General features: G+C 36.8%; 14 protein-coding genes and 1 other RNA gene. 8 read left to right on the plus strand and 7 right to left on the minus strand.

Annotated elements, in window-relative coordinates; translation table 11 throughout:
* Nucleotides 1–82 precede the first annotated feature (82 nt).
* From DQM95_RS07700 to DQM95_RS07725, 6 genes are all read left to right on the plus strand, one after another.
* Nucleotides 83–1,270: an acetyl-CoA C-acetyltransferase gene (locus DQM95_RS07700; RefSeq protein ID WP_046389604.1), complete on the plus strand. Its 1,188-nt coding sequence runs from the start codon at nucleotides 83–85 to the stop codon at nucleotides 1,268–1,270.
* Nucleotides 1,271–1,291: 21 nt separating this feature from the next.
* Nucleotides 1,292–1,948 carry a CoA transferase subunit A gene (locus tag DQM95_RS07705; RefSeq protein ID WP_015911715.1) on the plus strand — a complete coding sequence of 219 codons (657 nt, stop codon included), beginning with the start codon at nucleotides 1,292–1,294 and terminating at the stop codon, nucleotides 1,946–1,948.
* Nucleotides 1,945–2,619 carry a 3-oxoacid CoA-transferase subunit B gene (locus DQM95_RS07710; RefSeq protein ID WP_015911716.1) on the plus strand — a complete coding sequence of 225 codons (675 nt, stop codon included), beginning with the start codon at nucleotides 1,945–1,947 and terminating at the stop codon, nucleotides 2,617–2,619. Before DQM95_RS07705 ends, DQM95_RS07710 begins: the two co-directional genes overlap by 4 nt.
* Before the next feature lie 15 nt (nucleotides 2,620–2,634).
* The gene (locus DQM95_RS07715; protein ID WP_046388303.1) at nucleotides 2,635–3,414 is read left to right on the plus strand and encodes a 3-hydroxybutyrate dehydrogenase; all 780 of its coding nucleotides are present in this window, start codon (nucleotides 2,635–2,637) and stop codon (nucleotides 3,412–3,414) included.
* Nucleotides 3,415–3,479: 65 nt separating this feature from the next.
* Nucleotides 3,480–4,817 (plus strand): GntP family permease, encoded by a 1,338-nt coding sequence (locus DQM95_RS07720; protein ID WP_015911718.1) that lies wholly within the window; start codon nucleotides 3,480–3,482, stop codon nucleotides 4,815–4,817.
* A 106-nt stretch (nucleotides 4,818–4,923) separates the two neighbouring features.
* Nucleotides 4,924–5,406, plus strand: coding sequence for an S-ribosylhomocysteine lyase (locus DQM95_RS07725; RefSeq protein WP_037593440.1), 483 nt, complete (start codon nucleotides 4,924–4,926; stop codon nucleotides 5,404–5,406).
* Nucleotides 5,407–5,448: 42 nt separating this feature from the next.
* Here DQM95_RS07725 and DQM95_RS07730 read toward each other — a convergent pair whose 3' ends face one another.
* The 7 genes from DQM95_RS07730 to DQM95_RS07760 all read right to left on the minus strand — a co-directional run bounded on the left by DQM95_RS07730 (nucleotide 5,449) and on the right by DQM95_RS07760 (nucleotide 10,307).
* Nucleotides 5,449–5,787 carry a hypothetical protein gene (locus DQM95_RS07730; RefSeq protein WP_037593442.1) on the minus strand — a complete coding sequence of 113 codons (339 nt, stop codon included), beginning with the start codon at nucleotides 5,785–5,787 and terminating at the stop codon, nucleotides 5,449–5,451.
* Nucleotides 5,788–5,815: 28 nt separating this feature from the next.
* Nucleotides 5,816–6,016, minus strand: a complete 201-nt coding sequence (locus DQM95_RS07735; RefSeq protein WP_275039545.1) for a ComC/BlpC family peptide pheromone/bacteriocin — start codon at nucleotides 6,014–6,016, stop codon at nucleotides 5,816–5,818.
* A 209-nt stretch (nucleotides 6,017–6,225) separates the two neighbouring features.
* A complete protein-coding gene (locus DQM95_RS07740) occupies nucleotides 6,226–7,740 on the minus strand; it encodes a cell division site-positioning protein MapZ family protein (protein WP_037593448.1) in 1,515 nt (504 codons plus the stop codon).
* A 4-nt stretch (nucleotides 7,741–7,744) separates the two neighbouring features.
* Nucleotides 7,745–8,905, minus strand: coding sequence for a THUMP domain-containing class I SAM-dependent RNA methyltransferase (locus DQM95_RS07745; RefSeq protein ID WP_037593450.1), 1,161 nt, complete (start codon nucleotides 8,903–8,905; stop codon nucleotides 7,745–7,747).
* 64 nt (nucleotides 8,906–8,969) lie between these two features.
* Nucleotides 8,970–9,336: RNase P RNA component class B (rnpB, locus tag DQM95_RS07750), an RNA gene on the minus strand.
* A 13-nt stretch (nucleotides 9,337–9,349) separates the two neighbouring features.
* A complete protein-coding gene (gene gpsB, locus DQM95_RS07755; protein ID WP_015911724.1) occupies nucleotides 9,350–9,673 on the minus strand; it encodes a cell division regulator GpsB in 324 nt (107 codons plus the stop codon).
* A gap of 106 nt (nucleotides 9,674–9,779) precedes the next feature.
* The gene (locus DQM95_RS07760; RefSeq protein WP_015911725.1) at nucleotides 9,780–10,307 is read right to left on the minus strand and encodes a DUF1273 domain-containing protein; all 528 of its coding nucleotides are present in this window, start codon (nucleotides 10,305–10,307) and stop codon (nucleotides 9,780–9,782) included.
* Nucleotides 10,308–10,387: 80 nt separating this feature from the next.
* Here DQM95_RS07760 and recU point away from each other — a divergent pair, with 80 nt between their 5' ends.
* Together recU and pbp1a are read left to right on the plus strand one after the other, a co-directional pair.
* Complete coding sequence (recU, locus tag DQM95_RS07765) at nucleotides 10,388–10,996, plus strand: Holliday junction resolvase RecU (RefSeq protein ID WP_015911726.1); 609 nt, start codon at nucleotides 10,388–10,390, stop codon at nucleotides 10,994–10,996.
* Nucleotides 10,983–13,202: a penicillin-binding protein PBP1A gene (pbp1a, locus tag DQM95_RS07770; protein WP_015911727.1), complete on the plus strand. Its 2,220-nt coding sequence runs from the start codon at nucleotides 10,983–10,985 to the stop codon at nucleotides 13,200–13,202. The genes recU and pbp1a overlap by 14 nt, the downstream gene beginning before the upstream one ends.

Raw genomic sequence — 13,202 nt, forward strand, 5'->3', positions numbered from 1 at the left:
CCATATTTCACTTCTCATAAAATTATTGATATCTTAGAAATGAAGAAAGCACTTTCTATTTATGCAAAGGAGTCGTCATATTATGGATAAAGTCGTTATTGTCCAAGCTCTAAGAACACCAATTGGTGCATTCGGAGGAGCTTTTAAAGATGTTAATGCCGTTACATTAGCTACCACTGTTATAAAAAAAATGTTGGATAATACCCAGCTCCCTCCTCATCACATTGATGAGGTTATTATTGGCAATGTTCTTCATGCAGGTCTCGGCCAAAATATCGCCCGTCAAATTGCCATTCACTCCGGAATTCCAAACGAAAAAACAGCTTTTACAGTTGATATGGTTTGTGGTTCTGGTCTAAAAGCAATACAATTAGCAGCCCAGAGTATTTTATTAGGTGATGCGAAAATCATTATAGCAGGTGGCGTCGAAAACATGTCCCAAGCACCCTACGTTTGTCAAAGTAACCGATTTGGCAGTCGACTGGGAAATAGTGAATTAATCGATACACTTGTTCACGATGGGTTAACGGATGCCTTTAGTAAAACCCATATGGGGATTACAGCTGAAAACGTTGCAAAAAAATACCAAATTAGTAGAGAAGAACAAGATCAGTTTGCATTCAATAGTCAACAAAAGGCAGCTGAAGCACTTAAAAATAATCGTTTCAAAGAAGAAATTGTTCCAGTTACAGTAACTCAAAGAAAAGGAGACCCTTTAATCGTCTCACAAGATGAGTATCCAAAACCAAATTCGAGTTTAGAGAAACTCAAAAAATTAAGACCAGCATTTATGTCTTCTGAAGGGACTGTTACAGCTGGAAATGCCTCAGGCATTAATGATGGTGCTGCAATGGTCATGTTAATGACTGAAAAACATGCTAAACAATTAGGTTTAGAGATTTTGGCTTCTATCACTTCCTACGCTAGTGCAGGTGTTGATCCTGATATTATGGGAACAGGACCAATCCCAGCAACTCAAAAAGCCTTAGAAAAAGCCAATTTAAAAATATCTGATATTGGCTTAATTGAATCAAACGAGGCATTTGCTGCTCAATCTCTCGCCGTAATGATGTCATTAGAATGTCAAGCAGACAAGGTTAATGTTAATGGTGGTGCAATTGCATTAGGGCACCCAATTGGTGCAAGTGGAGCTCGTATTCTTGTCACCTTACTTCATGAAATGAAAAAACAAGATGTAACAAATGGATTAGCAACCCTTTGTATCGGAGGCGGACAAGGAACAAGTCTGATCGTAACTCAGGAAAAGTAAAGAGGAAAGTAGGTAAGTAGGATGTCAAAAGAAATTACAATTAAAGAAGCCATCACTCATATCAATGATGGTGATACGTTAATGGTTGGCGGCTTTATGACAAACGGAACAGCCGAGAGACTCATTGATGCTCTCGTAGAAAAAGGGGTTAAAAACCTAACCCTAATCTGTAACGATGCTGGTTTTCCAGACAAAGGGGTTGGTAAGATGATTGCCAAAAAACAATTCAATACTATCATCGCTTCACATATTGGATTAAACCGTGAGGCAGGTCGACAAATGAATGAGGGTGAAACAACCATTCACCTTGTTCCTCAAGGAACACTGGTTGAAAGAATTCGTTCAGGAGCTTTTGGCTTAGGTGGAGTTTTGACACCTACAGGTATAGGAACACTTGTCGCTGAAGGAAAAAAAGTCATTTCGGTTGATGGGAAAGAATATCTTTTAGAAACACCACTCTATGCTGATGTCGCCTTAATTTTTGCAGATAAGGCTGATAAATACGGTAATCTTCAATATAGAGGTTCCGAAAATAACTTTAATCACCTCATGGCAGCAAACGCAAAGAAAACCTTTGTTGAAACTAGACAACTCGTTGAAATCGGAGAGATGGATCCAAACTTTATTCATACACCTGGTATATTTGTTGACTATATTATAAAAGGAGAAACAGCATGACAGTAAATGACATTACCCTTTCAAAAGAAGTCATTCAAGAAAGAATTGCCCGCCGAGTTGCTCAAGAGTTAGAAAATAACTCTTTGGTAAATTTGGGTATCGGTTTACCAACAAAAGTAGCTCATTATATTCCAAAAGATGTTACGATCACCTTACAATCTGAAAATGGCTTCATCGGTTTAACAGGACTAAAAGACAAGGAGATTGATCCTACGATTGTTAATGCAGGTGGGCAACCCATTGGAATTGCTCCCGGTGGAGCCTTCTTTGATAGTTCAACTTCTTTTGGTATTATTCGAGGTGGGCATGTAGCAGCAACTGTTCTTGGTGCACTCCAAGTGGATAAAGATGGTAATATAGCAAATTATTTAATACCTGGCAAAATGGTACCAGGTATGGGGGGTGCCATGGACCTTTTAGTCGGTGCCAAAAAAGTTATTGTCGCCATGGAACATACCAATAAAGGGAAGGCAAAAATTTTGAACCAATGTACCCTTCCATTAACTGCAAAAGGAGTCGTTGACCTTATTGTAACCGAATTAGCTGTCATGGCTTTTCGTCCAGAAGGGCTATGTGTCCTCGAAATTCATCCAGATTACACCTTTGACTATGTCCAATCAGTTACAGAAGTAGCACTAATTGATAAGACACAAGAAGAACTATTAGCATAAAAAAGGAGAAATGAAATGAAAAATTCAAAACAAGTGGTTTTCGTTACAGGTGCCGCAAGTGGCATTGGCAAACAAATAGGTGAAACCTTCTTAAGAGAGGGAAAGACAGTTGTATTCACCGATATTAATCAAGAAAAACTGGAAAAATTGGTATCAGACTATCAGGAACAAGGATTAGATGCCGATTCAGCCTTATGCGATGTAAGCAGTGAAGAAGCAATTAACCAAGCCATTGATCATGTCATTCAAAAATACCAAAGATTGGATATCTTGGTTAATAACGCAGGACTTCAACACGTTTCGCTTTTAGAGGATTTTCCCACAGATAAATTTGAGTTCATGGTAAAAATTATGCTAACCGCGCCATTTATTGCTACAAAACGCGTCTTTCCAATAATGAAAAAACAAGGCTTTGGTCGTATTATTAATATGGCTTCCATAAATGGAGTCATTGGATTTGCTGGTAAAGCAGCCTATAATTCGTCAAAACATGGACTTTTAGGATTAACAAAGGTTAGCGCATTGGAGGGGGCATCTTCAGGAATTACAGTTAATGCTGTATGCCCAGGTTATGTAGACACTCCTCTTGTAAGAGGACAATTTCAAGACCTTGCTAAAACACGTCAAATTCCTTTAGAAAATGTCTTAGAAGAAGTCTTATATCCACTTGTTCCACAAAAAAGACTTATTGATGTCCAAGAAATTGCAGATTACGTTTCTTTCTTAGCTAGCGATAAGGCTAAAGGCATTACCGGACAAGCTTGTATTTTAGATGGTGGCTACACTGCCCAATAACAGTTTGTGACAAGAGGTGGAAACGGTTCTATCCATCTCTTTCTTTTTACAAATGGAGATAAATTATGACAGAAATTATTGCTTCATTAGGTGTCCTTTTAGGAGTTGCTCTCATCGTCTACTTCTCATTAAAAGAGATTAATATCGTCATTGCCGCCCCCATTGCAACAAGTTTTGTAATCCTTTTTAACCAGATGGATCCGCTACTGTCTCTATTAGGCAAAGAAAACAATCACTATATGGGAGCTTTAACAACTTATATCCTCAACTACTTCGCTATTTTCTTGTTGGGTTCCATTTTAGCCAAATTAATGGAAGGTAGTGGTGCTACAACAGCCATCGCAAATGGAATTCTCCTTAAAATTGGTCATGACAGTCCTTATAAAGTTCTTCTCGCTATTTTTATGATTAGCTCCCTTCTTACATATGGCGGTATCAGCTTATTTGTTGTTATGTTTGCCGTCATCCCCCTAGCAAGAAGTTTATTTAAAAAGCTTGATTTAGCCTGGAATTTAATACAAATTCCCTTATGGTTAGGTATTGCAACATTTACAATGACTATCCTACCTGGAACACCTGCTATTCAGAACGTCATTCCCATCCAGTATTTAAACACTTCTTTAACAGCAGCCGCCATCCCTAGTTTGATTGGATCTTTAGCTTGTATTTTATTTGGTTTATTTTATATGAAGCTTTGCTTAAAAAGGAGCTTAGAAAAAGGAGAACATTACGCCACTTATGCTAAGGACGGTGAGACAAGTCTAACAGAAAAAGTTCTCCCATCATTTCTAGCCAGTATTGCACCACTTGTTTTACTTATTCTGATTGCCTTGTCTGGAAGTATTTTGGGTGGAGAATTTTTAAAGAAAAATATTATTTATTTGGCTTTATTAGCATCCATTTTATTAGCAACTTTTCTATTTAATCCCTATATTAAAGATATGAAAGCAATCATCAATCTTGGGGCAAGTAGTTCGATTGCACCTATATTTGCAACAGCATCTGCTGTCGCCTTTGGTGCTGTTATCATGGTAGCTCCAGGTTTTAAGCTTTTTTCAGATCTGATTCTGAATATCCCTGGAAATCCACTCATTAGCTTGACTGTTTTAACCTCCGCCATGTCAGCCATAACAGGTTCTTCTTCAGGTGCATTGGGTATTGTCATGCCAAATTTTGCTCAATTTTATTTAGATAAAGGCGCAGACCCTGAAATGATCCATCGTGTTGCTGCCATTGCTTCTAACATTTTTACGATTGTCCCTCAAAGCGGTGTTTTTCTAACCTTTTTAGCTCTAACCGGACTCAATCATCGCAACGCCTTTAAGGAGACTTTTATTACCGTTTCTGTTGGCACTTTGCTAGCACAAATTTGTGTCATCTTATATGGTGTCCTCTTCTCATAACTTTTTTAAACAGAACAATCAAAAAGAACTTTCAATTTTTAGAGAATCCTCAATTTTTCTTCTGTTTTATGTTAAGATGGATGGAGAAGAAAAAAGGAGATTAACTATGACTAAAGAAGTAATTGTTGAAAGTTTTGAATTAGACCATACCATTGTTAAAGCCCCTTATGTACGATTAATTTCAGAAGAGTTTGGTCCTAAGGGAGATATTATCACTAATTTTGATGTTCGCTTGGTTCAACCAAACCAAAATTCCATTGAAACAGCTGGATTACACACCATCGAACATCTCTTAGCAAAACTGATTCGCCAACGTATTGATGGCATGATTGATTGTTCTCCCTTTGGTTGCCGAACAGGTTTCCATTTAATCATGTGGGGAAAGCATAGTTCAACAGAAATTGCAAAGGTCATCAAATCAAGCTTAGAAGAAATTGCTAACGGCATTTCCTGGGAAGATGTTCCAGGTACTACCATTGAATCTTGTGGTAATTATAAGGACCATAGCTTATTTGCTGCAAAAGAATGGGCAAAACTAATCCTATCTCAAGGCATTTCGGATCAAGCTTTTGAACGACATCTTGTTTAACATATCAAAAAGAAGTTGATAGTCCATCAACTTCTTTTTTAGTCACTCAGTAATCGAGTTTGCCTCAGAAACTAATCGATATTTTTTAGCAAATTGTTTTGCAGATAATATTTTGAAGTTGGTTGCATCAATGTAGTCACCTAAATAGGCATTTTGATACATGTGGTAACCCGCAAAACCTCCGCCAGCCGCTGAACCTACTAATCCAATTTTGACATTATTTTCAAGACTGGGATTATAGCCAACCATTAAAACGCGAACATGGTTATCAATCCATTGAAAATAGTTTTTTTCAAAAGCAGACTTGACCCATTGGGGTTGACTACCTTCCTTTGAAACTTGCCAAACCTCAACCATCTGATTCTTAAAGATTGCTTTCATACTATACTCCTACCCATTAATCAAATAGTTAACATGCATTTGATGTTCCACCAGTACCATAAGGTGAGCATGATTTTGGCTTTGGTAACTTAGTACCATTTAATTGTTCTAAAGTGGGCGAATTAGCAAACCCTCCAAAAAGTCCTTGGAGAGCTGCTCCAAGATTTCTACCTCCCGTAATTAAAGACAAATCTTGCTCATTCAGTTTTTTATCCTTTGACAATTGCACTATAGTTTCTCCTTTCAAATTACTTTTTACCATCACAAACAAATAGTATCAAAAAATGGGCCATGTTTTTCATTTTTGCCCAAAAGGTTGAAATGTGACCTGAATGGTAATAAATGTATTGTTTATTATTATTTTATTAACCATTTTAGAATTTGCATTCACTAAAAAAAACATACAGTTCAAACTGTATGTTTTTCAATTTTTTAATATTAATAATCTAAACCATCAGCATAACCACTTGCATTTCCAACAAAATATCCTGTTTTACAGTTGATTGAAAAGAGGTAGGTCCCATCAGATTTAAACATATTGTAGTAACCATTGCCATTGATAATATTGACTGGTTCTAAGTAATAGTTATTGCCAGTAAAGTAGCCTCTTGCCTGAGAAGTAGCGATAATTTTCTCCAAAACACCAGGATTAAATAACCAAGCAGCATTAGTACTATCTGCAATAGCAGTATTATTGTAAGGAACGCGTGATAAATTTCGTTGAATACCTGACGCTGCAGTGCCATAAGTGCCACCAGTAGCAGGTGCTTGAGCACCCGTAGTTGCTCCTGAGGTAGTAGTTGCAGACTGAGCCGCATTAGCTTGTTCTGCTGTCGCAGCATCCTGAGCAGCTTTTTGTTCAGCATCTGCTTTTGCTTGAGCATCCGCCTTCTCTTTTTCGGCTTTGTTTTTGTCATCAACCTGTTTACGACCATCAGAAACCACTTCTTGAAGCAACTTATCCAGAGTTGCATTGCCTGTCTTAAGGCTATCAGCAGTCAAATCGTCAAAATTGGCATCAGACTTAATGGTTGCAGCAGTTTTCTGGCCGTCTTTAATGGCTTCTGTTGAAAATTTGCCATTCACCGTTTGAATAGCAGTAATTTGTTTTTTCAATGACTCCCATTTTTCCTTAGCCTTATCATAATAGGTAGTGTTTTTTAAGGCATCAAGTTTCTTTGTCAAGTCATCAAGATGAGTCATTTCACTATTCTTTAATTTAGTCATCTCATCGTCCAGATAAAATGCCTTCAAGCCCTTATCAAATGCTTTATAAGCTTTTTTAGCAAGACTAGCTTTTGAATCCTTTGAACTACTTTGCTGACTAGAAGCCTTAGTATTTGTAGTGCCTGAATCGTTTTGTTTAAGGACATTTAGGCCAAAAGCTCCGCCAACAAGCAATAAAAGAAGGGATAACAGAGCAAGCAAAAATTTCTTTTTAGATTTCTTGTTGCCACTTCTCTCAGAATCAAGAAAAGCAACCTGATCATCCTCTCTCGAAGAATCCACAATTGGCACCACAGGTTCAACCTGATCGAAAACCGGTTTTTGATCTTCCTTTATCTCATCGGTAATGCCGTGAGACACATGATCATTCCTTTTAGAGGATAAAGCAAGATCCTCCTCAGCCTCAGTTTCTAACTTTTGTTCCTCTGAAGTCTGGTTAAAAAAACCAGTTTTTGCTAATTCCTCACGTTGCTTTTTGATAAAATTATCCAAGCTAGCCGTATCTAAAGACTCTACCTCAGAAACTTTAGTTTCAAATTTTTGAGAAGCCACTTCTTGACGGTGTTGTTTAATATATTTATCAAGAACACTATCATCTTCTGTGATACCAGCCTTTAACTCTGTATCCTTGCGGACGGCTTCTCCCACAGTCATCTGCTTAGCTTTATCAATAGAGATACCTTGTTCTTCATTTTGCAGTTCAAAATCTTTATTCTCTTCTGACACGTTTTTACCTCTCAGTGTGATTTCGTTTGATACGTTCACCAAAAAATTGATATAATTCAACTTTCATCGTTCCATTATAAAGCTTTCTTTTTTTGTCAGCTTGCCGACCAAATTTCTTTTCAAAAGCTTCATCACTGGTCAAAATAAATTGACTCCATGTTTTCAATGGTTTAAAGGTTTGACCCATTTCATTATACAAAATGTCAACAGCTTTGTCATCAAGCAACCGTTCTCCATATGGTGGGTTTGATACAATGACACCATTAACCTTATCCGTTCTGAAATCTTGAAGGCGCATTTGTTTAAAGGTAATAACATCTGCAAGACCTGCTTCTTCAGCATTCTTTTTAGCAATCTCAACCATTCGACCATCAATATCAAATCCAGAAATATCTAATTTTATATCATAATTGGCCAATGATTCCGCCTCATCTCTTACACTATTGATGTCGTCTTTATCAACCCAACTCCATTCTTCGAATGCAAAAGAACGGTTAAATCCTGGAGCGATATTCATTCCAATCAAGGCAGCTTCGATACAAAAAGTCCCTGAACCACAAGTAGGATCAACTAATGGCTTATCTGGATACCAATTACTCAATTCTAAGATGGCCGCAGCCATATTTTCTTTTATTGGTGCACCACCCTTTTGAGAACGGTAGCCTCGTTTAAAGAGACTGGATCCCGTTGTATCAATCATAATAGTAGCTTGATCTTTTAAAATGGAAACCTCAATGTTGAACTCTGAACCAATTTCCTGAAGGGGAACACCTTCAGGTCTATGATAATGTTTTTGTAATTTTTTAACGACAGCCTTTTTAGAAATAGCTTGAACACTAGGTTCATTATGCAATTTTGATCGAACGCATCTCGCTTTAGAAATTGGAAATTTTGCCCCCAGTGGCAAATAGTTTTCCCAGTCTAATGCATAAACTCCTTGAAAGAGTTCTTCAAAGGTTCGAGCGGGAAATTGCCCTACAATAATTTTAATTCTATCAGCTGATCTTAACCAAAGATTTGTTTTAGCAATGGCCTTAATATCACCTTCAAAATAGACTTTACCATTGTCAACCTGGCAATCAAAACCAAGCGCTCTCATTTCTTTACCAACAACGGACTCAAGTCCCGCAGCCACTGTTGCTACTAATTTAAAGTGTTTTTTCATATGATCATCTTTCTTTTTAATCAAATAAAAGCTAGCATGAGCTAGCTTAACCTATTATGCAATTTTCTATAAGCCATGTTTTGTTCCAGAAATAACTAGGGATTATTTCCTTCGATAATCATCTGTCTACTGATTAAACAGTCAGGATAGTTCGTTCGTTTCCAAACTATCCCATGCCCCGACCAAAGTTTGGGTTGCTAGCTTGAGGGGTTTACCGCGTTCCATTTTTTACGTTTCCATAAAAACTTCGTCACTGTGGCACTTTCAAGGTTACTTTAGCATATCAAAAGACTTAGCTATTTTACCTGCCGTAATGTATTTTACATCCCTAGGCTTATTGTTTCGCCTAGCACAAACACTACTGGCATCACAGCCAGTGCTAGCATGGACTTTCCTCATAGTATTACAATACTACGCGATTATCCAAAAATTGCATGGAAAATGTTATTCCGTAATTTGCTTACCAAAAACTTCTTTTTCTAAACGACTAATCCGTTTTAAAATATCAAAATTGGTAGCTGATTGAGCTACGCGAGTGGGTTGAACCATAGCATGTCTATTTTCAGTCGATGGGGACTTTGGATGAGTATTTTGATTTTTTAGGCGTTCGATTTCAGCCTTTAGTTCTTCTATCTCAGAAATATAGGTTTCGTAATCTTGAATCACATTATCTAAAAATTCATCAACTTCCTTTTTATTGAAGCCACTCATACTTGTTTTAAATTCTTGTTCAAAAATGTCCTTTGGACTGTAAATTATACTTGCCATTCTCTTTTCTCCGACCGGTAGTTCTTTTTATATCAACAAGGTGATATCATTATTAATGATACAGAAAAAAAGAGTAAAAAGCAAGTATTAAGATAGGAACAATTCTTTAGAAATCGTTACCTTCCTCGTAGATTTCATTTAAACGATCAAATGTTAAATAATGTATACGATACTGTGGCAATTCTTTCATTTTCATCACTAAATACTTCAAATTGGTTTCATTTTCACTATCATAAAAAAGATAAGCACCTTCTGTATTTGCCATTAAAAACTCATGATAAGATTTAAATTGAGAAGGATTTTCGTATTGGGGGTATGAATATTTGACAAAGTCAACTGTTTTAAAGGCAGCTAACTTTTCTAGATTTGACTCATTCCAGTTTTCCCCATGGTTTTCAAAGGCAAAAATGGTTGCTACACTAATAGGATAGGCTTTTTTTAAATCTTTCAAAACTTCTAAAGCCCAATATTCAAATCCTAAATTGCCAGTTAATATAAACCAATCAACACCCTCTTCAATCATTTTGACCATGTCTTTTTGAATGGCTGCTTTAATCACTTTTATGCGCGGATCTTTATCTGAGAAAAGTCCCAATTCGAAACTCTTGTAACCCGTTACCAGAATCGCAGTCATATTGTGTTTTCCTTTCAAAAAATATGTTATAATAGTGATGCTTAAATTTTTCATTAAGTACATGCATCTATAGGAGAAAAATGGTAAATTATCCTCATCAACTTAAAGGAAAAAAAGCAAATCCAACTCCATTTAAAACAAAAAAATCAACGGTGGACTTTGCCAATCGTGGCATGTCCTTCGAAGCAGCAATTAATGCAACAAATGATTATTATTTGTCGCGTGGAATTGCTGTTATTCATAAGAAACCGACTCCAATTCAGATTGTAAAGGTTGACTATCCCAAAAGAAGTCGAGCCAAAATTGTCGAGGCTTATTTTAGACAAGCATCAACAACAGATTATTCTGGAGTTTATAAAGGTCTCTATATTGATTTTGAAGCCAAAGAAACGCGTCAGAAAACGGCTATGCCAATGAAAAATTTTCATTTGCATCAAATTGAACACATGGCCTCTGTTTTAGATCAAAAAGGGATTTGTTTTGTCCTTCTTCATTTTAGCACTTTAAAAGAAACCTACTATCTCCCAGCCAAGGCTTTGATTGATTTTTTTCAAATCGATAAAGGTAATAAATCAATGCCTCTCGATTATATCAAAAAAAATGGCTATGAGATTATTCAGGGGGCATTTCCTCAGGTTCCTTATTTAGATATTATTGAACAAAATTTTTTAGGCGGTGATTACAATTAAAAATCCAACAGTACAAAAATGGTTAAAATATGCCCTTGCAGCAATCCTTAGCCTAGTTATCTTCACTATTATTATCGGTGGACTTTTATTTCTATTCTATGTAGCAACAGCTCCTAAGTTATCTGAAACTGAGCTAAAATCTACTAATTCGAGTTTAGTATACGATGCAAACAATGAATTGATTGCTGACCTTGGCTCTGAAAAAAGAGAAAATGTCACAGCAGATAGTATACCATTAAATTTAGTCAACGCCATAACCTCAATTGAAGATAAACGTTTCTTTAATCATAGAGGTGTTGATTTGTATCGTATCCTTGGTGCTGCTTGGCACAACCTTACAAGTAACAGTACTCAAGGAGGGTCAACATTAGATCAGCAGTTGATAAAACTAGCTTACTTCTCAACGAAAGAATCTGACCAAACATTAAAACGTAAAGCACAAGAAGTTTGGCTCGCTTTACAAATGGAAAGAAAATATACGAAACAAGAAATATTAACTTTCTATATCAATAAGGTTTATATGGGTAACGGCAATTATGGCATGTTAACTGCTTCAAAATCTTATTTCGGCAAAGATTTAAAAGATTTATCATTTGCCCAATTGGCTTTATTAGCAGGTATTCCACAAGCACCATCTCAGTATGACCCTTATACACAGCCGGATTCTGCTACAAAACGCCGAAATGTTGTTCTTCAACAAATGCTTTCAGAGAAAAATATTTCTAAAGCCGATTATGATGCAGCTATCGCAACACCTGTAACAGATGGCTTACAACCACTAAAACAAACATCAAGTTATCCAAAGTCAATGGATAATTATTTGAAACAAGTGATAGCCCAAGTCAAATCTGAGACTAATAAGGATATCTTTACAGCTGGTCTAAAAGTTTATACCAATATCCTTCCTGATGTACAACAACGTCTTTATGATATCTACAATACCGAAGACTATGTTTACTACCCTGATGATCAAATGCAAGTTGCTTCAACTATTGTTGATGTCACTAATGGTCATGTCATTGCTCAATTGGGTGGGCGACATCTGGATGAAAATGTTTCCTTTGGAACAAACCAGGCCGTTTTAACGGATAGAGACTGGGGTTCAACAATGAAACCAATCTCCGCTTACGGACCTGCAATTGAGAGCGGTTCCTATAACTCAACTGCTCAATCCACTAATGACTCCATCTATTACTGGCCAGGAACAACAACTCAATTGTATAACTGGGACCGTAAATATAACGGTTGGATGACTATTCAAACAGCTATTATGCAATCACGTAACGTCCCTGCTGTTAGAGCTTTAGAAGCAGCCAGTCTAGATTATGCCAAATCATTCCTTAGCGATCTTGGCATCAACTACCCTCAAATGCATTATTCTAACGCCATTTCAAGTAACACTACAAGTAGTGAACAGAAATATGGCGCTAGCAGTGAAAAAATGGCAGCTGCCTATGCTGCTTTCTCAAATGGTGGTATTTATTACAAACCTCAGTATGTTAATAAAATAGAATTTAACGACGGTACCACAAAGGTTTTCGAAAATAAAGGCAAGCGTGCTATGAAGGAAACCACTGCCTACATGATGACTGATATGTTAAAAACTGTTTTAACATACGGAACAGGTACTGCAGCTCAAATTCCTGGTGTCGCTCAAGCTGGTAAAACAGGAACTTCTAACTATACAGACGATGAACTGGTTCAAATTGGAAATACTCTCGGCTTATACACTGATTATGTTGGAACAATGGCCCCAGATGAAAACTTTGTCGGATATACCAACAAATATGCTATGTCTGTATGGACAGGTTATAAGAATCGTCTGACTCCAGTATATGGAGATGGCTTATTGGTGGCATCAAAAGTCTATAAAAATATGATGACCTACCTAACAAATGGATATAGTGAAGACTGGATAATGCCTAGTGGTTTATACCGAAGTGGTGGTATGCTTTACCTAAGCGGTGGCACTTATACAAGTGGTTATACTAATAGCTCCGTTTACAACAATATCTACAGCGGAAATAGCAGTTCAGCCAGCCTTTCAAATGATACAAGTGCTTCAAGCAGTGATGAAACGTCTTCAGCATCTTCAGATGCAAGTAGTTCAGCTACTGGCGGAAACGGAAATACAAATGGTAACAGTAATTCCAATTCTACTCCTGCCAATAACGGTAATGGTAATGGAAACAATAAAATTAACTAA

Source organism: Streptococcus uberis (assembly GCF_900475595.1).
GTDB classification, from domain to species: domain Bacteria; phylum Bacillota; class Bacilli; order Lactobacillales; family Streptococcaceae; genus Streptococcus; species Streptococcus uberis.

Coding starts and splice junctions, on each gene's coding strand:
- gpsB (WP_015911724.1), bottom strand. CDS start 9,673: ATGGCAAGTATAATTTACAGTCCAAAGGACATTTTTGAACAAGAATTT.
- DQM95_RS07715 (WP_046388303.1), top strand. CDS start 2,635: ATGAAAAATTCAAAACAAGTGGTTTTCGTTACAGGTGCCGCAAGTGGC.
- DQM95_RS07705 (WP_015911715.1), top strand. CDS start 1,292: ATGTCAAAAGAAATTACAATTAAAGAAGCCATCACTCATATCAATGAT.
- DQM95_RS07760 (WP_015911725.1), bottom strand. CDS start 10,307: ATGACTGCGATTCTGGTAACGGGTTACAAGAGTTTCGAATTGGGACTT.
- DQM95_RS07700 (WP_046389604.1), top strand. CDS start 83: ATGGATAAAGTCGTTATTGTCCAAGCTCTAAGAACACCAATTGGTGCA.
- DQM95_RS07720 (WP_015911718.1), top strand. CDS start 3,480: ATGACAGAAATTATTGCTTCATTAGGTGTCCTTTTAGGAGTTGCTCTC.
- DQM95_RS07745 (WP_037593450.1), bottom strand. CDS start 8,905: ATGAAAAAACACTTTAAATTAGTAGCAACAGTGGCTGCGGGACTTGAG.
- recU (WP_015911726.1), top strand. CDS start 10,388: ATGGTAAATTATCCTCATCAACTTAAAGGAAAAAAAGCAAATCCAACT.
- DQM95_RS07710 (WP_015911716.1), top strand. CDS start 1,945: ATGACAGTAAATGACATTACCCTTTCAAAAGAAGTCATTCAAGAAAGA.
- DQM95_RS07730 (WP_037593442.1), bottom strand. CDS start 5,787: ATGAAAGCAATCTTTAAGAATCAGATGGTTGAGGTTTGGCAAGTTTCA.
- DQM95_RS07725 (WP_037593440.1), top strand. CDS start 4,924: ATGACTAAAGAAGTAATTGTTGAAAGTTTTGAATTAGACCATACCATT.